The 22,575-nt window shown below is 41.5% G+C and carries 25 protein-coding genes and 1 pseudogene; 14 read left to right on the top strand and 12 right to left on the bottom strand.

Features of this window, described 5'->3' with window-relative positions; translation table 11 throughout:
* Positions 1–39 precede the first annotated feature (39 nt).
* A complete protein-coding gene (locus tag M1E03_RS10570; protein WP_458110773.1) occupies positions 40–441 on the bottom strand; it encodes a YwqH-like family protein in 402 nt (133 codons plus the stop codon).
* Positions 442–774: 333 nt separating this feature from the next.
* Between M1E03_RS10570 and M1E03_RS10565 the strand changes: the two genes are divergently transcribed.
* The 6 genes and pseudogenes from M1E03_RS10565 to M1E03_RS10540 all read left to right on the top strand — a co-directional run bounded on the left by M1E03_RS10565 (position 775) and on the right by M1E03_RS10540 (position 5,579).
* Positions 775–1,083: a hypothetical protein gene (locus M1E03_RS10565; RefSeq protein WP_149169608.1), complete on the top strand. Its 309-nt coding sequence runs from the start codon at positions 775–777 to the stop codon at positions 1,081–1,083.
* A 378-nt stretch (positions 1,084–1,461) separates the two neighbouring features.
* Positions 1,462–1,749 carry a YozQ family protein gene (locus M1E03_RS10560; protein ID WP_020451786.1) on the top strand — a complete coding sequence of 96 codons (288 nt, stop codon included), beginning with the start codon at positions 1,462–1,464 and terminating at the stop codon, positions 1,747–1,749.
* Between the two features lie 498 nt (positions 1,750–2,247).
* Complete coding sequence (locus M1E03_RS10555; RefSeq protein WP_101560992.1) at positions 2,248–2,502, top strand: YciI family protein; 255 nt, start codon at positions 2,248–2,250, stop codon at positions 2,500–2,502.
* Positions 2,503–3,386: 884 nt separating this feature from the next.
* A complete protein-coding gene (locus tag M1E03_RS10550; RefSeq protein WP_020451788.1) occupies positions 3,387–3,824 on the top strand; it encodes a hypothetical protein in 438 nt (145 codons plus the stop codon).
* An 81-nt stretch (positions 3,825–3,905) separates the two neighbouring features.
* Positions 3,906–4,772 (top strand): annotated as a pseudogene (locus tag M1E03_RS10545) (SMI1/KNR4 family protein).
* Positions 4,773–4,934: 162 nt separating this feature from the next.
* Entirely contained in the window at positions 4,935–5,579 is a 645-nt protein-coding gene (locus tag M1E03_RS10540; protein ID WP_020451790.1) for a DUF1796 family putative cysteine peptidase, read from the top strand.
* Positions 5,580–5,750: 171 nt separating this feature from the next.
* On the opposite strand, the gene M1E03_RS10535 is transcribed toward M1E03_RS10540, so the two are convergent.
* The 4 genes from M1E03_RS10535 to M1E03_RS10520 all read right to left on the bottom strand — a co-directional run bounded on the left by M1E03_RS10535 (position 5,751) and on the right by M1E03_RS10520 (position 9,177).
* Positions 5,751–7,100, bottom strand: coding sequence for an amidohydrolase family protein (locus tag M1E03_RS10535; RefSeq protein WP_103749488.1), 1,350 nt, complete (start codon positions 7,098–7,100; stop codon positions 5,751–5,753).
* Between the two features lie 370 nt (positions 7,101–7,470).
* Complete coding sequence (locus tag M1E03_RS10530) at positions 7,471–7,722, bottom strand: CotD family spore coat protein (RefSeq protein ID WP_020451792.1); 252 nt, start codon at positions 7,720–7,722, stop codon at positions 7,471–7,473.
* A gap of 230 nt (positions 7,723–7,952) precedes the next feature.
* On the bottom strand, positions 7,953–8,162 hold the full coding sequence (locus M1E03_RS10525; protein ID WP_020451793.1) for a hypothetical protein: 210 nt from the start codon (positions 8,160–8,162) through the stop codon (positions 7,953–7,955).
* Between the two features lie 232 nt (positions 8,163–8,394).
* Positions 8,395–9,177 (bottom strand): alpha/beta fold hydrolase, encoded by a 783-nt coding sequence (locus M1E03_RS10520; RefSeq protein WP_458110800.1) that lies wholly within the window; start codon positions 9,175–9,177, stop codon positions 8,395–8,397.
* Between the two features lie 137 nt (positions 9,178–9,314).
* On the opposite strand from M1E03_RS10520, the gene M1E03_RS10515 reads away from it, so the two are divergent.
* Positions 9,315–9,818: a hypothetical protein gene (locus M1E03_RS10515; RefSeq protein WP_020451795.1), complete on the top strand. Its 504-nt coding sequence runs from the start codon at positions 9,315–9,317 to the stop codon at positions 9,816–9,818.
* Between the two features lie 82 nt (positions 9,819–9,900).
* Here the strand turns inward: M1E03_RS10515 and M1E03_RS10510 are convergent, their stop codons facing one another.
* Positions 9,901–10,137, bottom strand: coding sequence for a CotD family spore coat protein (locus M1E03_RS10510; protein ID WP_023857337.1), 237 nt, complete (start codon positions 10,135–10,137; stop codon positions 9,901–9,903).
* 174 nt (positions 10,138–10,311) lie between these two features.
* Here M1E03_RS10510 and M1E03_RS10505 point away from each other — a divergent pair, with 174 nt between their 5' ends.
* A complete protein-coding gene (locus tag M1E03_RS10505) occupies positions 10,312–10,935 on the top strand; it encodes a LysE family translocator (protein WP_020451796.1) in 624 nt (207 codons plus the stop codon).
* Positions 10,936–11,662: 727 nt separating this feature from the next.
* Positions 11,663–11,848, top strand: a complete 186-nt coding sequence (locus tag M1E03_RS10500; RefSeq protein ID WP_003182651.1) for a type Z 30S ribosomal protein S14 — start codon at positions 11,663–11,665, stop codon at positions 11,846–11,848.
* A 152-nt stretch (positions 11,849–12,000) separates the two neighbouring features.
* On the opposite strand, the gene M1E03_RS10495 is transcribed toward M1E03_RS10500, so the two are convergent.
* Together M1E03_RS10495 and M1E03_RS10490 are read right to left on the bottom strand one after the other, a co-directional pair.
* On the bottom strand, positions 12,001–12,459 hold the full coding sequence (locus tag M1E03_RS10495; protein ID WP_023857340.1) for an NUDIX hydrolase: 459 nt from the start codon (positions 12,457–12,459) through the stop codon (positions 12,001–12,003).
* 161 nt (positions 12,460–12,620) lie between these two features.
* Positions 12,621–15,287, bottom strand: a complete 2,667-nt coding sequence (locus M1E03_RS10490) for a phosphoenolpyruvate synthase (RefSeq protein ID WP_458110772.1) — start codon at positions 15,285–15,287, stop codon at positions 12,621–12,623.
* Between the two features lie 263 nt (positions 15,288–15,550).
* Between M1E03_RS10490 and M1E03_RS10485 the strand changes: the two genes are divergently transcribed.
* The 4 genes from M1E03_RS10485 to M1E03_RS10470 all read left to right on the top strand — a co-directional run bounded on the left by M1E03_RS10485 (position 15,551) and on the right by M1E03_RS10470 (position 17,499).
* A complete protein-coding gene (locus M1E03_RS10485) occupies positions 15,551–16,156 on the top strand; it encodes a TetR/AcrR family transcriptional regulator (RefSeq protein WP_026579558.1) in 606 nt (201 codons plus the stop codon).
* A 101-nt stretch (positions 16,157–16,257) separates the two neighbouring features.
* Positions 16,258–16,383, top strand: a complete 126-nt coding sequence (locus M1E03_RS10480) for a hypothetical protein (RefSeq protein ID WP_020451800.1) — start codon at positions 16,258–16,260, stop codon at positions 16,381–16,383.
* A 21-nt stretch (positions 16,384–16,404) separates the two neighbouring features.
* A complete protein-coding gene (locus M1E03_RS10475; protein ID WP_020451801.1) occupies positions 16,405–16,860 on the top strand; it encodes a YndM family protein in 456 nt (151 codons plus the stop codon).
* A 123-nt stretch (positions 16,861–16,983) separates the two neighbouring features.
* On the top strand, positions 16,984–17,499 hold the full coding sequence (locus tag M1E03_RS10470) for a DinB family protein (protein ID WP_020451802.1): 516 nt from the start codon (positions 16,984–16,986) through the stop codon (positions 17,497–17,499).
* A gap of 42 nt (positions 17,500–17,541) precedes the next feature.
* Here the strand turns inward: M1E03_RS10470 and M1E03_RS10465 are convergent, their stop codons facing one another.
* Together M1E03_RS10465 and M1E03_RS10460 are read right to left on the bottom strand one after the other, a co-directional pair.
* On the bottom strand, positions 17,542–18,168 hold the full coding sequence (locus M1E03_RS10465) for an FMN-dependent NADH-azoreductase (protein WP_020451803.1): 627 nt from the start codon (positions 18,166–18,168) through the stop codon (positions 17,542–17,544).
* Positions 18,169–18,468: 300 nt separating this feature from the next.
* Positions 18,469–19,932, bottom strand: a complete 1,464-nt coding sequence (locus tag M1E03_RS10460; protein WP_025811298.1) for a serine hydrolase — start codon at positions 19,930–19,932, stop codon at positions 18,469–18,471.
* Positions 19,933–21,357: 1,425 nt separating this feature from the next.
* Here M1E03_RS10460 and M1E03_RS10455 point away from each other — a divergent pair.
* A complete protein-coding gene (locus M1E03_RS10455; protein WP_020451805.1) occupies positions 21,358–21,762 on the top strand; it encodes an integrase in 405 nt (134 codons plus the stop codon).
* Here M1E03_RS10455 and M1E03_RS10450 read toward each other — a convergent pair.
* Together M1E03_RS10450 and M1E03_RS10445 are read right to left on the bottom strand one after the other, a co-directional pair.
* Complete coding sequence (locus M1E03_RS10450) at positions 21,650–21,880, bottom strand: hypothetical protein (protein WP_367304831.1); 231 nt, start codon at positions 21,878–21,880, stop codon at positions 21,650–21,652. The two genes, M1E03_RS10455 and M1E03_RS10450, sit on opposite strands and share 113 nt — an antisense overlap.
* Before the next feature lie 202 nt (positions 21,881–22,082).
* On the bottom strand, positions 22,083–22,571 hold the full coding sequence (locus M1E03_RS10445; RefSeq protein ID WP_020451807.1) for a TraR/DksA family transcriptional regulator: 489 nt from the start codon (positions 22,569–22,571) through the stop codon (positions 22,083–22,085).
* Positions 22,572–22,575: the final 4 nt, after the last annotated feature.

The following is a 22,575-nucleotide window of genomic DNA, read 5'->3' as shown; positions in this document are numbered from 1 at the left end:
TTTTAGAAAGCTCTTGTTTGACTTCCCCAGTATTTACTTTTATTTCTTGACCCATTTTTCATTTACTCCTTGCTTCGCGTTCTCAATCTTTTTCTCTAAAGAACGAACTTCCTGGCTGAGCGATTGAATATCCTCTTCTAAAGATTTGATTCGTTCATCGATTTTGCTTAAAAGATCAGAAAGCTGTTTTCCGCTGATGTCATTGTAGGCAGTCTTCATTAGGCCTCGAATACGGTCAAAGGAGTCAGCAAGACTGCCTTGCCACGAATGAGACGACAACTGTGGTTCGGTGATCGTCTTTTTAGAATCAGAGAACTCCGTTTTGTCTTTTTCTAACTCTTTACGGCAAGCTTTCAGCTCTGTCAAAAATTCTTTCTTCATCGATAAATCAACTTTCATGATATCTAAAGCCAGCGTTTCTCCAAGTATTGAACCGATCATTTGCAATACCTCGCTTCCCGAAAAATGTATGACAAAAGTAATAACCAACTAAAAGTTTACCACTATACGGAAAGGAATTGGTGAATAAATCCTTTCAACTATTCTTTAATCAAGAATTTCAAGCGCATAAAAAATGCCGCTAATGAAACGGCTGCAAAAAGATAATTCAAAACTTATTTCTAAGCTAAACAACAACATCATGACTGAGAGCGCTTGTGATGTTTCTTGAAGCTGATATAATGCCTCATTTATGCGATCCGTAAGTTTTTCTGCTGCTCGGGTTAAATACTTTTCAGCAAATCAAGAAATACTGATGAAAAGGTGGTGTCTTTTTTGGATTTTCCAATCATTCATACAAACTTTTGGGATGCTGTTATAGCAGTGCCAATTATTTTGATCGTCACACAGATAATTAAAATTTTTCTCAAGGTTCCCAAAAAGTATGTCCCATCAATTGCGATCGCACTAGGCTTAATCATATCTGTTTGCATAAGCCATCGACACAGCCTCATAGCTGGAGTATTTATGGGCGGATTCTATGGTTACGCAGCTATTGGTTCATATGCATCATTGAAAACAACCATTTCATCATATAGAAACAAAAAACATAAACATGCAGGAAAATATATATTCCAGAGTTGAATTCGCTTTTTTTCCGCTTCTATCTCCCAAAGGAGGCGCCCAACGTAAGTTCACATGCTCTTAAATACATAAGCCTTAATCATCGAATGAGAAGTTATCCTGTTTGATGTCTGCCATTGAAAGGATTGGCGTCGTTCCTGCACGCCCGGTTTTGCTTTATGATTTTTGTGCGCCTGTTCTCTTTCCCTTGATATAGGGTTGAAGATTGATTTCCCGAAAAAGCGAATGAATACCACCTCAACAGACACAATAAAAAGAGTTGATATTTCAGCACAATTCGCAAAGGAGTGAAACCATTGTATTGAATGATCATCAGACTGAAAATGCCCCTTTCTATTTTAAAGGAAACATAAAATTCAATAATATGGAGTGATAAACGTGACGCAAAAACATGGAGCAGATAGACCCGATGACTACAAAAGATTTTCTTCAGCAGACAAGGAATACGATTCTCAGCAATCGTTAGACAGCAATGCTAAGACAGAGAACGTTAATACTGAAACTGATAACAAAGAAAACATGAATGACAGCACGGATGTGGCAGGAAAATATTTTGACCCCTCGGATTATGAAGGAGCCACGCAGTTGGAAAAAGGATTGGCTGAAACTCATGAACAAGTCAGTGATGACTATTTTGAAGGAACGATCGATCAAAATCTGGATTAGTCATTTGAACGGCGGAACTAACTTAAAAAGTAAGTTAGTTCCGCTTAGATTAACAAAGTATCGATGTTCTCAAGTCCCAATTAATCATTCAGTAACATCAAAAGTGATGGCCGAATGACAAGCTTAGTCTTTTTACTGCCTCATCTCTAGAATTCCCTCAATGATCTTGACAATTATATGATCAAAAAAGACACAAAGCAAACTCATGATTGCGCTGGTTTTGTGTCCGAGGATTCTCCATTTAAGACTAATATTTTTGTAAATATCTATTTTTTTATTCCCTGTTTCCCTATTAATATCCGTGTCACTCTTTTCATGAAATTCAAATCCCGTCTCCTTGGTCTTCCACTCCTTTACTTCAAAATCACTTTCAATCATTGCCAATGTGGCGCAATCGAAAGGAAAACAGCTACGCCTTCCGCCGATCGAACTTTTATATGAATCTTCTATATATTTGTGCTAAGATAAAGTCATCTTTTGACAAAAAGGCGTGCTACGATGAAAAAATATTTACTCATAACAACCAGAACCGAGAATTTTAAAGATCAATATGTGCCAGCCCATTATCAATTTTTGGACAGGCTTAAAGCCGAGAACCGCTTGGAAATGTTTGGCCCTTTCAGCGATGCTTCCGGGGGCGCTTATCTTATCAGCGCAGAGTCTCTCAAGGAAGCAACAGAGATCGGAAATTCTGATCCGATTGTTGACAGCGGCTCTTCAACACTTGTCATTAAAGAATGGCAGATTAAATAAACTATTTGGACATAGCCAACATAAGCCTCTCCAAACACGGGAAGGCTAATCTTAAACGGAAAATCTAGACCTGCGGGTCATTTTGAAATTACGGTAAAACCGTTTTTTCCCTATTGAAGGAGAATAATATAAACGGCCATCGACATTTTTTAAAATTCTTTGATTTTTCATGTTCCATATTTCTTTTCCTTCGTCGGTAGGACAAGAAGCTGTTTCTTGCAATCAACAATCTAGGGGGAGCCAAAGGTGAAATCGGCAGCCCCCTAGTCCCACGAATCAATTTTCTGAACAGTCACTTGCTGTTTATGATCAACTTTCCACCCATTCCTTCTATCCCTTTCACTGACTGCCATGACCGTCAGTTTTTTGTTTTTCATAGTTTTTGACAGTACCGCCTATCCCTTTCCCTTTGATCCACATGATCCCGTCTACATCTTTTTCATCTAGTAAACCAAGGAGCCTATTTGTTTTTCCGTTAATGGCTGCAACTCCTGCTTATTTGATTTCCCTATTGACACCGATAACGTTTGAAGCAAATAGCTCGTTCCAGCATTCATCATGCCCGGCAATCTGGGCTCCTGCTGTGTACGGATTAACATATTGGTATGTCAAGGTAATTCGATCTTTCTTTGGATCATTGACGCCCATTTAAATAAATTTTTTCAAGGGGAGTCTCTCGGCCTTCATCAACCCCTACAGCAAAAGTCAAACCAAGATCTTCAATTTCATGGCTGCTCGACCATCCGGTTAAAAAAAGTTGGAGAGGCTTTTACACCCTATCAAAGCCATACGCGATTTTTGGTTTTGTGCTTCTCCCTCAAAAAACTTCCATCTTTTTCAACTCATCTATGCTACAATAAAATGGAAAAAGGAGGGGGTTTTGAATGAAACGCTTTTTGCTGGTCATGGTGTTATTTTGTGGATTTTTCAGTTTTGGGAGCAGTGCTGAAGCTTATTCGTTCCCGCACAAGCTGAATCTTACGTTTACGGGAACTCATGTGGAGGACATTCCCTATAGCGACTCTAACGTTTCTCACTGGCATATTGGCTACAAGTTTACGATTTTTAATGCAGAAAACTGCAAAACAACGATTAAAATTCAGATGATGCATCTTTCCGGCAGGTTTATGAGTTTAAGCATTAAAGATTTTGAAGGGAACTGGCCTGATCGAACTGCTCAGGATGTCATCACATTGATGCCTAGGACTTACAGGCTTTATTTTGAGAATACCGAAGGTGAATGTAAAGATATTCGTATTAAAGGAACATACGGAGCTATTCCGCAAACGTATGATAATTTCTCGGTCTTCAGCCAAAGATAGCCGTTATAAAAGACTGCAGGAAGGCAATACAAGCATAAAGGCCCGAGCAGCATTTTGCATGATAGATACTGATATAAACGAATGTGGGGGAATCATTTGAAAAACTTTTGGATATACGAAGACGAAGATCCGTACACTTTAAAAAGCATATCAGAGAGAGGCATTCTGAAAGCTGAAAAAAAGTTAGGTGTGAGACTTCCGGAGGAATATAAAGCGCTTATTCTTGAACAAAATGGTGGCTATATCAATTTTAACGCCTTCCCTTCTGAACGGCCCACCTCCTGGGCTAAAGATCATGTCCAGTTTGACTACTTATTAGGCATAGGGAAAAAGGATGGAATTCTCGAGAGTAAAGCCTTTATTAAAGAATGAGGACTGCCTGACAACCTGGTCCTTATTCATGGAGACGGCCATACGTGGATAGCGCTTGACTACAGGGAGACGAAAGAAAATCCGCCCGTTCACTATTTTGACTCAGAATTTGAAGAAGATTTTAGATTAGCCGGCTCATTTGGAGAATTTCTCTCTAAACTTTATACAGATGACTCCATTGACGATGACCGCTGCGGACATACGGGAGGCATACATTCTGGGAATGCAGATATTCCCTATGTCTATTCGGAAGATGCCATCACAAAAGAAAAAGCGGAACAGATTCTGACTGAAAATTCGGCAGCCGATCTGTATCAGATTCATTACTACCCTATTGAAGGTTTGGATGATTTAAATTGGCTTCTGACAAAAATAAAAGAAAGCTCATTGATAGCAAATATTGACAATGGTGTCGAACTTGCCGTTGTTTTGGAATCTATTATTTCCCATCATAAAGATTTAATCCTTGATAACGAACAAACAAGAAGGCTGGTTTTAGACATTTCAGCTATTCTAAAGAATTTGAATGACTCTGTTATAGACATCCTTTTATTACAGATAAAAAATTCCCTTTAAAAAACAACTTTTACGTTGTTTTTTATTTATGTTTCCGCCCCATTCTTTAAACTCTCCTGTTCCGAGACCTCAATGTAGGCAACTGTTGTTACTCAACCCTTTTATAAAACATAGAATACTAAATAGATTGTTGGAAATTAATCCACAAAAGGAGTTAAGATTATGAATTTGAATGATATAAAAGGAGACTATAATGCCATTTTCGGATTAGGCCACCTCTGTTTAACTGCTCTTCAGCTTAGGAAAAACAATTTAAGGCCGTATGCAGGTCCTTTAGACTGGGTCGGCACCTCTTCCCTGACCGAACTGAACCGTCTTTTAAAGAATCGCTTTTCAAATTTTATGGCACCCCAAAATCTAAGGGTAACAGGCTACTCAACAGGTGTTTATACTACTGACCGTTATATCTCTTTAACAGATGATTATTATCATGTCGATTCAGCTCATGATTTTAAAGCAGATAAAAATACACTCGAACATCTTGCCACATACAATGAAGTGATGGAAAAATTCAATAGAAGAATCAACAGATTTTATGAAAAGATGTCAACCGCTAATCGGATCCTTTTTGTCAGAACTAACGGAACCTACAAGGAGGCTCAAGAACTGGAGTCCGTATTATCGGATTTAGTACAAAACGACTTCAGGGTACTCCTTATCAATCACTCAAAAGTTAAAGGAATTGTCGAGCAAAATTGGCCATTAAAAAGAATATGCGCGGTTACACTTCCAGATCGTGAAATCTGGCAGTCTAATGATCATCTGTGGAGAGAAATGCTTAATGGCGTGAATTATATCCCCTTCTAATCAAAACTTATAAGCGACAGGAAAAGGTTATAACATCATCATAACCTTTTCCATACATACTCTTCTCTGAAAACTAAACCAAAAAGCTGGTCTTCAAACAGAAACAATTCCCAAAGAGCGGCCTTCTGAAGTCAAGCAAGGTAAGTTTATCACTGAATTTCAAAGGAAAGATCAATAGGCGCCTTCAGGGGATCGGGATAAGATATGGTCTCTAGCTTCCAGCGCTTTTTGTCTCACCTTTTCAAGATCTGCATCAACCAATCGACCGTTTCGTTTCACTGCTTTTCCTGCGACATATACGGAATCTACATTTCCGGTGTGCGCGCTTTGGACGATGGCCCCCACCGCATCAGTCAAAGGGAGCAAATTGACGCTGTCCGTTTTCACCATGATAAAGTCAGCATCTTTGCCGGGGGAAAGCGAGCCGATTTTATGATCGAGCCTTAATGCCCTCGCCCCGTCAATGGTCGCTGCTTTCAAGATTTGTTCGGCCGATATGCTCAATTCGGGACCAGGCATGATCCCTTCTTTCAACAGCTCTTCATTGCGCTTTGCACGCTCTGCTTGAAGGGCAAATTTCATCTGTGCGAAAAGGTCACCTCCCGTCGATGTCACAACATCAACCCCAAGTGCAGTAAGAACCCTGTTTTTTAAGGCGAGCCCTGTAACAGGATAGCCGTGCCCCATCATCATCTCAATTTCTGGTGTCACAGAAATCGAGCTTCCGTGAGCCGCAAGCATTTTCATTTCTTCTTCACTCATCGCATTGGCATGCACCATATTTAAATCGGGACCGAGCAGCCCGGCTTGATTCAGCTTCTCAATCGAACGATCTTTCGCTCCCCAGTTGCCAAACGCAATATGCATGCTGCATAAGGCATCAAGTTCCCGGGCCGTTTCGATTTCAAACACAGATGTCTTCCATGAAGAAAACTCCGGACCGCGAATGGCAAGCCCCATCGTCAAAAGCTGATCCTTCGATTGAAAATATGCTTTTTTTACCCGTTTCGCTTCGTCCATATTCGAAAGATCACTGTCTCTGTCCCAATATTCGGCATCACCGGATGTTCCGAAAGCGAATACTGCGCGAATGCCGGCGTCTTTCAGTCCCGCAATCAGCTGGTCCGTATGATCAGGCGATTCAATCATCGTCCAGTCCAGCAAAGTTGTGACCCCTGCCTCAAGCGCCTCAAGCGCTCCTAAATAGTTCGCGACCCAATCATCCTCAGGCCTTCTCATTGATCCATAATTGCCATAATAAATCCGGTTTAAATAGGTTTGCAGGGACCAGTCGGCTCCGATTCCGCGGATCACAGATTCCCATACGTGGCGGTGTGTATCGACAAATCCAGGCATGATCAGCATGTTGGAGGCATCAACAATCTCAGCGTCTCCCGGTGCAATCGACTCGGCAACGTCTAGAATGAAGGAGCCTTCAATCAGCATGTCCCCTTTTTCGATCGTATGAAGCTGCGGATCAAGAGTTACAATCGTTGCATTTTGAAAAAGTGTTTTTTTCATAACGGTTCTCCTTTCTTCCCAGCCAACTAGAAAAAACAGCATCCTATATGTACCATTTTAAAATAAAGAAGGTATAAATGATATTAATATGTATTGTGCGACTTGAAAATCCGCCTTCTGAGCTAGATGGAAGAGATGCAGTACACGATCACGTTAGAAAAAAAAGAAAGGTGAATTGCAGGAAACAGCGGTTGTTTAAATTGCAATGATGCGTTGTGTATTTATCGTAAATTCTGCTTTCATACTGCTCGCAATCACGATATACGGTTACTACCTCCCAAATGGAAACAGACCATAAAAAAGCTATGGTCTGTGAAATGAGTGAACGTATATTTAACTGCGATCAAAATATGGTATAATCAAGCTTTTATTAATAGCAATGGCCATAGTCCGACTTTTTTTCATAGCCTTTGCAAGGTTTTCCGCAATGATAGTGTTCATGCGAAACGTCTTTATGATGTGAATAAGTGTGCGGATAGTAATGAACATGTTCATATTTGTGGTGGTCAATTTTTTTAGTATGCTGTGGATGAATATGAGGAACGACAGACTTTGAATACTTATGATCCTCACAATATTTCGTAGGGTAAACATGCGGCTCATGATGTTTTTTGCAGTACATGTGTACACGCTCCTTTCATTTTATAGATTCACTAGTACATTATGCTGAAAAGCTAAAGCCTGACTGCATAAGTACCTATACTTTGTCCCTATTTTTGCCCGTTCATTTTCTGAAGATCGTGTTTGGAAAATCTGCTTGATTACCCTGAAGCATCCGCCGGTTGAATACCCCTTGCTTCCGGAGTTAAAAAACACACTAAACGAATACTTTAAATGTTCGCTTAAAGTCCTTCATCTCCAATATACCTTGACGGGCTCTGTATGAATATGCAGCTCTGTTTTTGTATCGAAATGAACAACAAAGCCTCTGATTAATCCATAGAACTTGTTTTTTTCTGTAATTTTCATAACGGTCGCTTCGTCTTTAAATCCTGGCGGATGGCATGGCTCACCTACAATATATTGCTTTGAATGAACGGTGATTGCTTGAATTGACTTCATTAAATTCCATTCCCCCTCAAGAAACGTCATGCTTCCTTCTGCTTCTGCGCAAAACGGAGATTCACCCTAGTAAAAATTGCGATTCTTCTCTTCCCTGGAATGCAAAATTATTCGGGTATTTTTACGCTACAAACTGTAGAAGCAGTCTCGGTGATTATCATCATAACACGTTATCCAAAATATTCCTTTCTGCTTTTTGAACATTATGTGGCGGCAGCTCCTCGGTATAGAATCAACCGATAAACTGCGTTAAAATACGGTTGAACATTTCGCGTTCCTCCCAGAACGGACCGTGTCCGCTGTATTGAAACGGAACAAGATATGAATTTCTTATTTTGCGGTTGAGTTCCTTTGCTTGTGCAAACGGAATCACCTTGTCTTGAACACCGTGAATGATCAAGGTCTGAGCAGCGACTTTTCCAAGATCATCATACAGTTTCTCATCTCTCAGCATGTCGATGACCGCTTTTGTTGACCAGCCTGCCGCCTGCAATCCCAATTGAAAAAACCAGTCCGAGAACGGTTGTGTAATATATTGAAAGAAAAATGTGTCGCTCACTTCACGCATCATCTTAGGACGATCGTGAGACGCTTGCTGAAGCAATTTGGCTGCCGTCTCTTCTGTAAATCCCACAGGTGCCGCTGCATCGATCAAAACCAGCTTTGAGACCCCGGAACCCCTGTATCGCGACATATAGCGAAGTGCTATGGCGCCGCCGGTTGAATGACCGGCAAGCGTGAAGCGGTTTAGTTGAAGCGTCTCAACGACAGCGCGGATATCGTCAGCCAAACGGTTGTAATTGTAGCCCGTCGCCGGCTTATCCGAACGCCCGAATCCCCGCCAGTCAATGCCGATACAGCGGTATCCCTTTTGTGAAAGATCGTCAAATTGATATTCAAACTGCAGATGGCTTAATGGCCAGCCGTGCAAAAATACAATTGTTTTGCGGCTTTGAGGATTAATGTCTTCTACGTACAGGTTAACGCCTGATTCTGCCTGAACAAAGTATCCCATGCCGTCGCCCCCAATCATGGTGTCTTTTACCATAAGGTACTCCCAAAATGTCAATAGGTGAATGTCCTGGCGGCTGAAGGTGAAGAATTTGAAAAGGTGTGACTGGTTAGACTATTTCAAGATACGGAGGTGGTTCAATGATGAAACGCTTGGGAAGTCTTGCGCTGTCGCTTGTCCTCATGCTGCCTGCGGCGGCGATCCAAGCGCAGCCTGCCGCACCAATACCTTATCCATGCAGCGTCGTTCTTCATCCAGCCCAAGATATTCCCAATGCCCGTGGAACGGCTTTAATTGCAAAAGTGAAAAAACCGTATACCGAAGCACCTGACAGTCCAGTCAGGGAACGGCGAAGCGTCGGCATCTACGCCGATTGGCTTCCGGCCCCTGCTTCATTTGGAGATTATGATCAATATGAAGGAATGGCCCGGATACCGGACCAGATCAGCTGGCGCTTCACCATGCATCTCGTCCGGGAAGACGCGCCAAGCTGGTTTGGCGGAAGTCCTTGGGCGGGCAAATTTGACGAAATATCGTCAGAGCTGACTGTGAATACCCGAGTCGAAGTGCGTCCTTTCAATTCGAAGACGAAAAAGGCCGGCCGAGCTGTTTTGCAGGGGACTTTGCAAGGTTGCAGGAACTAAATGAAAAAAAGGCCGCAGAAGCACCATTAGGACGCTTCTTACGGCCTTTTTTTCATGAGAAGAACTTTTTCTTCCGGAAAGGTTAGTATTTTTCGTAGCGATTACAAGGTTTACCGCAGTAAGAGTGATCATGATAAACCGGCTTATAGTTTGAATAAGAATGCGGATAATAGTGAACATGCTCGTATTTCTGATGATCCACTTTTTTAATATGCTGCGGATGGATGTGAGGAACGATCGTTTTAGAGTATCTGTGATCCTCACAGTACCTGGTAGGATGCACAACTGGCGGCAGAACGCGCGGTTTGCAGTAAGACATAAGCACTTCTCCCTTCCTTGAGTTTCATTCTTCATTATCAAAATATGTTGATTAGCACAAACTTGTACTAATACAAGAAACTAAAAAACCGTCCATTTTCCCCGCCTTTTCACTCAAAAAAGAGTTTCTCTGATAGTATAATAAAAAAATACTAATGAAAATGGAGTTGGACAGATGGATGTGATATCGATCGTTTCTTTTTTAGGTGCGGCTGTACTGCTTACACTTATGCCGGGCCCTGACAACTTGTTCGTTTTGGCACAGAGCATCTCAAAGGGAAAATCGGCAGGTACAGCAACCGCATGCGGGCTATGCACAGGGTTAGTCGTCCATATCACAGCTGCTGCAGCAGGTATTTCTGCTGCGATCTATCAATCAGCTGTCGCCTTCTCGATCGTGAAATATGCAGGTGCAGCCTATCTGTTGTTTTTAGCTTACCAGTCTTTCCGGCGAAAAAGTGCTGGTTTCAATCTTGAAGCTAAAGATTCATTGAACCGCAGAGCTTTATACCAAAAAGGCGTTGTGATGAATCTATTAAACCCGAAGGTCTCTTTGTTCTTCCTTGCCTTTCTTCCGCAATTTATTCATCCCGGCACCTTCAGCGTGACAACGCAAATGCTCGTTTACGGCATGTTATTTTTAATTCAAGCGTTTGTGATCTTTGTGATGATCAGCCTGTTTGCGGAAAAAGTCGGAGACCGGCTGCGCAGAAGTCCGCAAGCCGCCAAAAAAGTTCATTTGCTGGAAGGGTCTTTATTCGCTTTGATCGGGCTTAAAATAGCGGTCAGCCAAAGGTAGCCGCTGAAAAAAAGGTGTGCAGCCGGCACACCTTTTCCCGATTTTACCGCTTATAACATTTGACGCGTTTACCATATCCGCCGTCGGCGCCGTTTTCAAGGACACAGCGGCAATGTCATCCCTAGAACATCGAGGTTCATGTGAAAATGAACAGCCCTGCATTCCGTGATTCGTTTTCAAGCTTGATCTGGAGCGGGAGCTGGTGTTGCGGAATCGAAGTGATTTGTTTCTTTGGCTGGAGTCGAATCACAAGACTGTCAAATTCTGCAGCGCTTTCTTGCTGTGTTAGATTCTTCCTTCGTTTCATTGTATAGTGGAGTGTCAGACAATGAGACAAAAATCTAAATACCGTTGTTCTCTATCCTTCCCCCCTTTCTTTGAAGCCAGTATACAAATTTCCCGCTGCTTCGTAATGATGCAAATCGGTTATTTTCCTCTCAATCCAAATCATCAGATCGAGCAAAGCGGACACATCGATCTTAGGGATGGCAGATCAGTCAATCGATGGGCGTGGGTCTTTTTTGATAGAACATGCCGCTTTTTAAGGAGAAACGGGATCGTTTAATTGCTTTAATCAATGAGATTCATTTTCGCTTTTTATCTGCAAAGCGAGTCTTTTGAATTTATTTACAAATGATATTTTAAATGTTATAATAAATTGTTTACAGAAATAAATTCTATTTTTATTTATATAAATCGATGAATTTAAAATGAAGGAGGTAAAAAGATGGCCAAGACTTCAATGATTGTCAAACAAAAACGGGAACAAAAGTTCAAAGTCAGAGAGTACACCCGCTGTGAACGCTGCGGCAGACCGCATTCCGTGATTCGGAAGTTTAAATTGTGCCGCATCTGCTTCCGTGAGCTTGCTTACAAAGGGCATATCCCCGGCGTTAAAAAAGCAAGCTGGTAAGAACGACTTCGTCAGCCTTTTTAAGAGGCTGGCTTTTTTGATTTAGGCTCTGTTGAATTTTAATGTTGATATTGCATGAAAATAGAGGAAATCCTATGATTAGGGTTTCCTCTATACTTGTTCAACTAACGTCTCTGTTAGCTGGATAAGAACTATTGAATCAGTTGCTCATTATACACACTCATTGAGTGTACATTCTCTTTTAATAGGTTATCAATGATTTGCTTTATTACATTTGGTTCTCGTAAGTCTTCGTTCTCAAATGTTACAAGGTCACTTACTTTTATCCACTTGCAGTCTGAAATTTCATCTTCTTCGAGCTTGATAGAACCTCCGGTAACTTCACCAATAAAATGAAATAAAATAACTTGATTCTTCGTCCTGCTGATAAAATTATATACACCAGCAGCCGCAATCAGTTTTACGTCCAATCCAGTTTCCTCTTTAACTTCTCTTCGAGCTGAATGGAGAATGTCCTCTCCATATTCGATACGTCCACCCGGAAAGTTCCACTTATGAACGGCGGTAGGCTTATTCTCTTTTATCATCAAGACTTTATCATCCCGTAAGATTGATACACTGGCTACTAAAACAATTCCATTTTGCGACATCCATTTCTCCTTCATTTTCATTGGTTTGACTGGCTTCTTCTTTCATGAATCTGCTTTGTTCATTGAAAGCTCTCAACGCTTTGCTCACCTTGAGAATCAAACCGAACTCTTGTTCTGTTTTTATTATATCAGGTATAAGCATCAAACATCAATATAAGCGCTCATGAGCCGTCACTGTTCAATATTTGAACAAACCCGTTTGTTCCGTCGATTCGGATGTAGGCGCCGTCTTCTATGATGTCTGTCGCTTTGTCAATTCCGACGACCGCAGGAATGCCGTATTCCCTTGCCACTACTGAACCATGAGTCATCATGCCGCCCACCTCCGTAATCAGTCCAACCGCTGAAGTAAAAAGCGGAGTCCAGCCCGGATCAGTATACGGCGCCACTAAGATGTCCCCTTGATTCAGCCTCGCGTCTTCAGGGCTCTTCACAACTCTGGCGGTCCCTTCAATGATGCCCGCAGAAACCGGTGTCCCTGTGAGAGCTCCTTCGGGACTTTTTGCATTTCGCAGCCTCCCTGTGATGATCTCCCCTTCACTTGTCATCACACGGGGGGATGTGAGCTTTTGATTGGACATATGCTGCCGTTTTCTGTCTGTTAACCATTCCGGAATATTCCCGATGCTGCGATTCTCCAATAGCGCGATAAGCTCTTCAAGCGTCAAGTAAAAAACATCGTCTTCACAATTGAGGATTCCTTTTTCAACGAGGTGGCGGGCTTCTTTAAGAATGGCTTTTTTGTATAAAAACATCAATTTTACAAGTGTAAATTTATGATGCTCCCGCATTCCCATCAGGCTTCGATACATATGAACGAGCCGGGAGATTCTCTTTTTTTCCGTGAAACGAAATTGAGAGATGATTTCCTTTTTTGCTTCTTCCGCTTCCATTTCGCCTTGTTTAAATTTCCTCCTGTGTTCCCCTTGGGCAGTCGTCCGAATATGGCTGAGTATGGACGGAACGAGCTGAACCGGAGCCTCTGCCCATCTTGGCCTTGTCATATCGATTTCTCCCACGCACCGCATCCCGTACTTTTTGAGATAACCATCTAAACTCGCCTTCAATTCGGCGCCGCCGGGGATTTTGAGCAATTCTTCCATAAAGTTTTCGCTGTCTGCACGCTTGAAATAGTCAATGACTTCAGGATACTTCCTCGCTTGATCGGAAAGATCCCCCAACTCAAGACCCATTTCCGTTGTGACATTATGAGGCAGGGATTTATACAATTTTCCCAGTAAAATAGCGCTTTTTTCGTCCCCCAGCTTTTTTTTTAGCTTTTTTTCGAGCGCTCCGGCTGCAATCATTCCGCTGAAGACATATACAGCGACTTTTGAAAGCACGTCTTGGAACATCCTTTCCATTCCTTTTTGGATGACGCGGATCGTCTCAGCACCGGAAGTCCGGCTAAGCTTCTCCTCGGTGTCCGTCACGATCGCTTCAATGATCAATTCCGCTTTTTTCTCGGCTTTATCGGGGTTTTTCATCAGCAGGATTCCGACAACCTTTAATGCTGCCGGAATCAAAATCGGCATCAATCTCCCGGCAATATGAAACATGCCTTTTATCGAAATGGAATTAAGCTGTTGTTCTTTGCGCTTGACTGCCTCCGATACAGCAGATGCCATCAGCTGATCCATACCATTTAATACTTTAAGCAGCCGGCTTCGGGCGAATCTGAGGGAAAGAACACCCGTAATATCGGCGAACACTCTTCCTCCCGCTTCGCGAAGAATCGGCTGTGCCGAAGGGTCTTTTTTAAAAAATCGGAGAACTTGGCTGATCACCGATACACCCAATGGTTTCATTGGATCGGTCATCATTTGGATATAGCCAAAATTAATCAATACATGCGGCTTATCATCAAAAACGTGTACGGCCGGGTATAGGGATGTGATCGGCCGGCTTTGAAGAATGTAAAAGCTGCCGCCGGCAAAAGCCCATTCTATATCCTGTTCCTTACCGTAGTGAGCCTCGATTCTGCGCCCCAGTTCTGCCAATTCGACGATTTTTTGATCCGGCAAAGCCTGTGTTTGTTGTTCTTCCGGAGAGAGGGTTTTCTGAATGGTTCCTCCTTCTGGAACGGAGTAAATGGCCGATTCCTTCTTCGAAAGTTGTTTTTTGACGATTTCACCTGACTGAACCTGATACAGATCAGCGCTCACAATTCCGGACACCAACGCTTCACCCAAGCCGAAGCTGGCATCGATGGAAACCGTTTTGCGGTGCCCCGTGATCGGGTCCGCAGTGAACATAATACCGGACACCTCGGGAAAAACCATCTCTTGCACGACAACTGCAAGAAAAACAGAGCGGTGATCGAAACCGTTTTTCGCGCGGTAGGAAATCGCCCTGTCCGTAAACAGAGAGGACCAGCATTGTTTTACCGCATCAAGAAGCTGATCTTTTCCGCAGACATTCAAAAAGGTATCCTGCTGCCCCGCAAATGAAGCTGTCGGCAGGTCTTCTGCCGTAGCACTGGAGCGGACAGCATAGGCTTTATCTTTGCCGGTCGTATCAACGCCTTCCAGTATCGCCGATTTGATCTCGTCAGGTATGGGAATCTGGGCAAGATGCTCGCGAATCTGCTTCCCCGCAATCCGAATCTGTTCCAGATCATCATGCTTGAGCTGTCCAAGCTGGTCGAGCAGGCTGTCGATGATGCCGCTTGTTTGTATGAACGCGCGATAGGCGGCAGTTGATATGCAAAACCCCTCGGGAACGGGAAAACCCGCTTTTGTCATTTCCCCGAGGTTCGCCCCCTTTCCGCCGACATAGGGCAAAGCAAATTGATCGATTTCATTGAAATACAGCACATATTTCTCCATTCTATCCTCTCCTTAGAGCCGCTTTTTGAAATTCCACGCCTCATTTTGGACGATTGATTTTGCCCTGGCCGGACTTTCAACACACTTTGTCTTATGAGGCATGCTTTTTCATACACAAATATTGAACACTGTGTTGATTAATATTCATCATGTTTATTATAATTGCACAAAAGGCGAATGCAATGAACAATCAATCAGCAAATGTTAAGTTCTCAACACAAACATGGACATTGTTGATTTTCATGGACCTCAGGAGGATTTGTATGACTGGACAAAAAAAAGACCGCAGGGTAAAGCGCACGAAAAAAATGATTAGAGACGCACTTTCTGAACTGATGAAAAATAAAACGTTTGAAGAGATATCCGTCACGGACATTACAACGAAAGCCGATATTAACCGCGGCACGTTTTACTTGCATTACGAAGATAAATACGATTTGCTGGAACAAAGCGAGGAGGAAATTATCCAAGAGATCAGTAACATTGCTAAACGCTCGATTCACTCAATGGACATATTAAATCAGGATGTGATTGATCATCCGCTAACGTTTGTCGTCGATATTTTTCAATATATAAGAGAAAACGAGGTTTTTATGAAGGCAATTTTAGGCCCGAAAGGCCCGGGTTCCTTCCGTTTGAAATTCAAATCGGTTTTGAGCATCAATTTAAAACGGCTGAAAAAAGCGATCAAGGCGGATCCGATCGTACCGGAGGACTACTTGATTTCCTATATAACCGGCGCTCATATCAGCGTCATGCAGCAATGGCTGGAAAACGGCATGAAAGAGACGCCGCATGATATGGCGCTCATTTTATCAAAAATAACCGGGATGGGCCCTGCATACGCGGCAGGACTGAGAAAAAAATGACAGGCTTTCAGGAAGAGGGATAACCCTCTTTTTTGCTTTTTTCGTGGTATGTATAAGAAATCAAAAACAATCCAAAATATAGTGAAAAAGGTGGTGAGACCATGCAGAAGAAAGGCATTCAAAACAGCAGCCTCGAGCAGCTGAAAAACGACCACGAAACAGAAAGCGCATTCCAGCAGGATAACAAAAGCAATAAACAGCAACAAAACAGGAATGCTTTAAAATAAGCTGAAAGGTGTGGAAACGAAATGAAGCATGTAAGAGCATTGTGTTTAAAATTTATTGTGAGCCTTGTCCTCTTATATGTGGTGCTAACTCTATTTTTTGGCGTTCCATTTGGCGAAATGTTTGTTTTGACATTGTTTTTAGGTGTGATCTCCTATCTGATCGGAGATCTTCTTCTTCTGCCGAGAACAAACAATACAACTGCAACAATGGGAGACTTTGGCCTTTCCCTCGTATTGATCTGGGCGATTCTCGCCATGCAAAATAATCCGCCGTATGGTTCGCTTGCTGCCGCTTCAATCGTGTCAGCAATCGGCGTCACAGTGTTCGAATATTTCTTCCACCGCTATATGGAAGCCAACGTTTTGGGCGAAACGGAAAACGAAAAACGGGAAAAGCCAGGCTCATTGCAGTATCAAAGTGAAGCATCGGAAGAACTTTACCCGGTTACCCCATCTAAAAAACAGGACGAAGACTAAGCACAAAAACCTGCCGATCGGCAGGTTTTTTACTTTTTATGCCCCGAGGTATTTTTTCCTCATTTAAAGGAATATCGATCTTTTTCACGAATTGATAATAAAAAAGTGAGGAGGGCTAAAAATATGACACATCGCGCACTAAAGCATTTAGATTATCACAACTGGGCGAATCAAAGGGTGCTCAGCCACCTGAAAAGCCTGCCTGAAGAGCTGTTCACCCGGGAAATCCAAAGCGTTTTTCAATCTGTATCTGAGGTCGTTACCCATATGTGCGTGGCCGACGCCTTGTGGCTGAAAGTAATATCCGGAGCCGCTTACGAGGAAGCAAAGGAAACCGGCATGCGGCTGAAAGAAATGTTAAAGGGAAAAAAGATTGATGACTTCGTCTCCATTTTTCAAGACACGGCGCTTCAATATGAAACGTTTTTTGAAAATCTTGAAGACCCCGATGGTGAAATCACGATTGCACATCCGGCATTCGGCGAAATCAAAACGCCTGTTAGCGAACTCCTTCATCACGTGGTCAATCACGGCACGTACCACAGAGGCAACATTTCAGCGATGCTGAGGCAAATGGGTGAAGCGGGTGTGCCGACTGACTATGTTTATTATTTATTAAGCATGAAGCAGCCGACATAAATAAAAAACCCTTGTTCCGCTTTTGGAACAAGGGTTTCACAATTAAAATGATGCTGCAAGTTTTTTAGCTTCTGCTAAGCCGTTTTCAATGATTTTTTGAGCGTCGTCAGGAACAGCGTTGTGTCCTTCGATGACAACGGTATGCAGGTCTTGAACACCGAAGAAGCCCATGACGGTTTTCATGTAGTTCAATGACATTTCCATTGCAGCCATCGGTCCTTCAGAATAGAAGCCTCCTCTGGCATTTAACAGAGCAACCTTCTTGTCTCCCATCAGGCCTTTAGGTCCTTCAGGAGTGTATGTAAACGTCACTCCTGCGCGGGACAAGTAGTCCACATAAGTGTGAAGTACAGCTGGAACAGCAAAGTTCCACAATGGGAAAGCAAAAACAACTTTATCGGCTTTGACGAATTCGTCCAAGTAACGGTCCGCTACAGCTGCAGCTGCTTTTTCTTCCTCGTTCAATTCCATGCCTTTTCCTGCTTTAAATGTCCCGTTAATAGCATTTCTGCCCAGGTACGGCGGGTTTTCTTTGTAAAGATCAAGCTCTACAATTTCATCGTTTGGATGATTTTCTTTATAGCTGTTAAGAAACGCATCATAAAGTTTTACAGATACAGCTTCTTCAGCAGTACGGTCATTAGCTTTAACAAACAATACTTTAGACATTCTATTTTCCTCCCGTGCTAACGTTTCAATATTTACTTACAAATAGTATGTTACTTTCTTTTAAATAGAAAGTCAACTCATTTATTTTGATGCCAAAAGATGTTTCTATCAAAAAAGCCCTGTTCATATTTGATAAAAAACAAACGATTGCTCATATCAGCAAGAACTTTCGTTCGGATAATACAACATTATTTAAGTTCAAGCATAAAATATTATATTATGTAGCATATTTATGCGTGGTAGGAATATGCTGCGAAGCAAATAAAAAAGTTTTCGTTTAGGTTACAATGGCACATCTCATTAGGAACATTTATATCGATAACAATATACAAACCAAGTGATACTTGCACTTAGTAAAGACAACGCAATCAGTGCGGTTAGATAACTATACGTTTGCCAAACTAGAAATGACCTCCAACTAGCCCCAAATATTGTGGGGAGGATTAGGCATAGGATACCTATAAAAATTGTAGTCACAAGCCAAAAAGCTATGAGTATCAATCTCTTTTTCGTTAACGGTAATTTCCTATTCTGTTTCTTTCTACGCACCCCTAAAAAGAAAAATAGAATTGCTAGTAATGTTAGAGCAATTGTAGCGGAAGATAGGGCGATATCGGAAATCTGCATCAAACTCATTTGATAGCTTTGGGAGATGTTTCCGTCTAAAATATCCTTAATATTATATAACATATCAATATTTGTACTGGCACTATTGGATAATAGAGAGATACCTAGCTGTTCTTCTGGGAATAAGAATATATTTGTTGCAAACGTTGGATTACCACCTGCGTGTTGGATGAATGTCTGATCTGCATTCACGACCCACCCCGCCCCATAGTACAGTTCATCCACAGCCGCAACAGACCTATTGCCCTCATGTGATTTTGCAATCAGCCCTTGAAAGATTTCCGGAATATCTTCAACAATTCCCAATTGAATTCCCATCCAACGGGCTATGTCTTGAGAGGACGAAAACAGATACCCAGCAGGTGTGTTTCCTCTAAATTCCGGTGCATCATATGGCAGCGTCATGAAAAAAGCGGAACGATAGCCCTGTGCCAACTGACCTGTCGCTTGTACCTTACCTCTATTCGCATAAGTTTCATACAACCCCAGTGGTCGAAATACTTGTTCTTCCATAAAATCCTCAAAGCTTTGCCCCGATACGGTTTCTATCACCAAGCCCAGCACATCATAATTTACCGTCCCATATTCATATCTTTCGCCAGGTGGAAATACCACTTCGGCATCTATTAACATTTCAACGGTCTTTTGCAACATATCTGGTGTATTTCCCTCTGGGATATGCTGAGTATGATACCTATTGATTAACCCTGTAGTATGATGAAGGAAATGATTCAAAGTAACACTCTGCATGTCAACGGGCTGTCCCTGATATCGCAATGAGAACCAAGGTAAATACTCTACAACCGAATCGTCCATAGACAAAAATCCCTGCTCTTCCAAAAGTAAAATTCCTAAAGCAGTAAAAGCTTTGCTGACGGAGGCTAACTCCCATATGGTGTTTTCATTGGTCAAAATCCCTTCCTCAGAGTTTGCATAGCCGGATGAAAAGAAATAGGTATCATCCCTTGATTGTATTGAAACTGACATGCCCGGTGTGCCAGATATACGCCTAGCATCTTCTAATAATGATTGGATTGCAACAGACTCTTCCTCTGTCAATGCATAGGCTGAGGTGTTAAATCCAACAAACAACATAAATACTGTGATTATTGTTATAATTATCATCTTACTTCCCATGAGACACCCCCAGTAATAAAATATTGACTCGCTATCTGTGATCATGATGCCACTATATTTTTTCATTTCAAAGCAGACACATTATACCGATTATACAAGGGAAAAGGTTATTTCTGAATATGTAATGAGATTAATAAAATGGAAAAAAATAGATTAAGTTATGGCGCAGTACGTAAAAACTATTACCTTATCTTTGATAAACATAATAGAGAAATTTACATATTAAACATGATTATATGTAAATCTCCTTATTTTTCTGCTAATGTAAAAGATTTTGATAGGTGTATATTCAATGCTTTCATGTCTACAATCCATCAAGCAATTGTTTCTTCGTTTTATATCCAGATATTATACTTTATCGGCGTTCTGTCTCTCACTCAACATCGATTATGCCCCTATGACAATATGTCCGCAAGAATTTTATTGCAGCAAGAATTTCATTGCAGAATTTGATACTTTTTTCTCCCTCTCTAATAGTTGATATGATAAGGATATTACACAATATCACAACACATCATGCGATAATAACATTGAACAAATAAAGATTTATTTTGCACCCCCCCTACAACTCCAATACAAATCGTAATATGATATTAACCGTAACAAAGATATAGACAGAAACTTAGCAAGCGAGAAAATAAAAATGAGAAAGAGCGATGTATGAAGAGCTATTTTTTTAAAAAACAACATTGCATATCGTGATATTTATTTTGTGAGAATAGCCATACTAAAACCTTTCTACATGCGAAAAATCACTTCATAAGCTGTCTTTGAAAGGAATTATTTAAAAATACTCCCATACAACTAAATACAGAAGTTTGAAACTACTACATTCATGAATGGAAACCTAAGATGACTTGTTTCAAGCGAGACATACAAGCAGTCTCTAAACATTGTAGTTGATAAAACAGCGAGCAGTATTGACCGTAAAAGCTGTTATGTAGACTAATGATTGTAAAAACAATCTACTATATATCGCCATGATGGAAGCCTATTCCAGAGCGATTGATAAGCGCCGAGATACCGAATACGAACGGTTAGCGAGATAAATAGAAATAGTGCTTCATTTTTCACAATGGAAGTGAGTGCATGGAGAAATTATGAAAAACTGCCGAAGTGACACCGCTTCCGCAAGCGGCAGCAAAAGCGAGCAAGTGGAAGCGGTGTGCGTGTCGTTGCGTAGCAACGACACCATTCTACCTCTCCATATCTAACAGGGAGGTAGGAAATAGAGAATAATAGTATGGAATCCGTTGATACGGTAAGGGAAATGATGTCCTGTGCTGGAATTTTGTGGCGGACATATCAAGGAATTGGATAAAAAAGGTGATAAAAAAAGACTTTTATATCAGATTGATGGAAGAAACAAAGAGATTTGACTTAGGCATGTAGATTCTTTTAAACAACTAACACTGGATATATCTTGTGAAGAAAAATGATATACAAAAAGCTACGTTTCAAAGATACCTAGAAGCGTCAGGGATTATTAGAAAGTTATTCGGAAATATTCAGTTAAAAGATATGAATGACATTGCTGTGCAAAGAAAAATTGATGAATACGCAAAGAAGCGTTCTCACAGTACCACTCGCAGCTTGTTAATAAAAGTCAAAATGGCACTTCGTGACGCTTACGCTCGTGGTTATCTCACGAATGATTTCGCAGAACTTGTCAAACCTCGTGGGAAAGAGTTATCGAAACGAAACAAAGCGTTATCCATTACGGACTTCCAAAAGCTAAGAACATATCTACTAGCACACACAGAGGAAGAATTTCATGTGCTCGTCTTAGTAGCTTTAGAAACAGGTATGCGAAGAGGAGAATTGGGTTAACGTAGACACCTTCTTGATGAAGTGAGTCTGCAAAACGTAAAGTTGTGTCGCGATCTGGAAGAATAATTGGAATAATAGGTGATTCACTATGTAATACATTAAGACCTATTTGTTGAATGCCGTCTCTTAAGTACTTTTCGTTTTCGTGTAACTTTTCCTGGATGTCCGGATTTTCTCTAGAATATCAATAGCTGCAATTAAACCTCCGATAACTGATAAATGTTTTATTGTGTCGAGTACTTGACTCCCCGTCGACAGTTGTAGGACATCTCTTTTAACAAACAGAGCCATAGAAAAAAGCACCCTGTTTTTGCGGGTGCTTATTTTGAATCCTGCTCCTCATCAAGACGTTCGTAAGCATATGAACGCTTTTGATCCATCGTTTCTCTGTTTGTCAAATCCTTCATTTGCCGTGTAAATTGCTCGTCATATCCTTCCCCCTCTTGATTTCTTTTTTCTGTTTCAGCTTGAGTCTCCGCGGTTTTTCTTGCATATGGAACGGCTTCGAGGCGCTCATATGGTATTTCTTGACCTGTTGCTTCACATATTCCGTATGTGCCGTCTTCCAATCGCTTGAGGGCGTCTTCCACTTCTTTTAATAAATTTCTGTCCGTCTGCCGGAAGGTCTGCTCTCTCATTCGTTCAAAATAAACGCTGGCATGGTCAGCCTGATGATTGTCAACTCCGTTTGAAAGCTCGCCCGTTTCTTCCGCCATCGACTGATCTGTTCCTTCTGCAGGGGAAAGGCTTTGTTTTAAGTCAATTAATTTATGGTAGAGATGGTCTTTTTGTTTTTGTGTTAATGGCATGGCT

Source organism: Bacillus sp. PK6-013, from assembly GCF_054161445.1.
This window is presented reverse-complemented; position numbering and strand designations above follow the sequence as displayed.

What these genes read in the sequence shown, in the direction of transcription:
- M1E03_RS10570 (WP_458110773.1), bottom strand. Translation starts at nt 441, where the DNA reads ATGATCGGTTCAATACTTGGAGAAACGCTGGCTTTAGATATCATGAAA.
- M1E03_RS10555 (WP_101560992.1), top strand. Translation starts at nt 2,248, where the DNA reads ATGAAAAAATATTTACTCATAACAACCAGAACCGAGAATTTTAAAGAT.
- M1E03_RS10550 (WP_020451788.1), top strand. Translation starts at nt 3,387, where the DNA reads ATGAAACGCTTTTTGCTGGTCATGGTGTTATTTTGTGGATTTTTCAGT.
- M1E03_RS10540 (WP_020451790.1), top strand. Translation starts at nt 4,935, where the DNA reads ATGAATTTGAATGATATAAAAGGAGACTATAATGCCATTTTCGGATTA.
- M1E03_RS10535 (WP_103749488.1), bottom strand. Translation starts at nt 7,100, where the DNA reads ATGAAAAAAACACTTTTTCAAAATGCAACGATTGTAACTCTTGATCCG.
- M1E03_RS10530 (WP_020451792.1), bottom strand. Translation starts at nt 7,722, where the DNA reads ATGTACTGCAAAAAACATCATGAGCCGCATGTTTACCCTACGAAATAT.
- M1E03_RS10525 (WP_020451793.1), bottom strand. Translation starts at nt 8,162, where the DNA reads ATGAAGTCAATTCAAGCAATCACCGTTCATTCAAAGCAATATATTGTA.
- M1E03_RS10520 (WP_458110800.1), bottom strand. Translation starts at nt 9,177, where the DNA reads ATGGGATACTTTGTTCAGGCAGAATCAGGCGTTAACCTGTACGTAGAA.
- M1E03_RS10515 (WP_020451795.1), top strand. Translation starts at nt 9,315, where the DNA reads ATGATGAAACGCTTGGGAAGTCTTGCGCTGTCGCTTGTCCTCATGCTG.
- M1E03_RS10510 (WP_023857337.1), bottom strand. Translation starts at nt 10,137, where the DNA reads ATGTCTTACTGCAAACCGCGCGTTCTGCCGCCAGTTGTGCATCCTACC.
- M1E03_RS10505 (WP_020451796.1), top strand. Translation starts at nt 10,312, where the DNA reads ATGGATGTGATATCGATCGTTTCTTTTTTAGGTGCGGCTGTACTGCTT.
- M1E03_RS10500 (WP_003182651.1), top strand. Translation starts at nt 11,663, where the DNA reads ATGGCCAAGACTTCAATGATTGTCAAACAAAAACGGGAACAAAAGTTC.
- M1E03_RS10495 (WP_023857340.1), bottom strand. Translation starts at nt 12,459, where the DNA reads ATGTCGCAAAATGGAATTGTTTTAGTAGCCAGTGTATCAATCTTACGG.
- M1E03_RS10490 (WP_458110772.1), bottom strand. Translation starts at nt 15,287, where the DNA reads ATGGAGAAATATGTGCTGTATTTCAATGAAATCGATCAATTTGCTTTG.
- M1E03_RS10485 (WP_026579558.1), top strand. Translation starts at nt 15,551, where the DNA reads ATGACTGGACAAAAAAAAGACCGCAGGGTAAAGCGCACGAAAAAAATG.
- M1E03_RS10480 (WP_020451800.1), top strand. Translation starts at nt 16,258, where the DNA reads ATGCAGAAGAAAGGCATTCAAAACAGCAGCCTCGAGCAGCTGAAAAAC.
- M1E03_RS10475 (WP_020451801.1), top strand. Translation starts at nt 16,405, where the DNA reads ATGAAGCATGTAAGAGCATTGTGTTTAAAATTTATTGTGAGCCTTGTC.
- M1E03_RS10470 (WP_020451802.1), top strand. Translation starts at nt 16,984, where the DNA reads ATGACACATCGCGCACTAAAGCATTTAGATTATCACAACTGGGCGAAT.
- M1E03_RS10465 (WP_020451803.1), bottom strand. Translation starts at nt 18,168, where the DNA reads ATGTCTAAAGTATTGTTTGTTAAAGCTAATGACCGTACTGCTGAAGAA.
- M1E03_RS10460 (WP_025811298.1), bottom strand. Translation starts at nt 19,932, where the DNA reads ATGGGAAGTAAGATGATAATTATAACAATAATCACAGTATTTATGTTG.
- M1E03_RS10445 (WP_020451807.1), bottom strand. Translation starts at nt 22,571, where the DNA reads ATGCCATTAACACAAAAACAAAAAGACCATCTCTACCATAAATTAATT.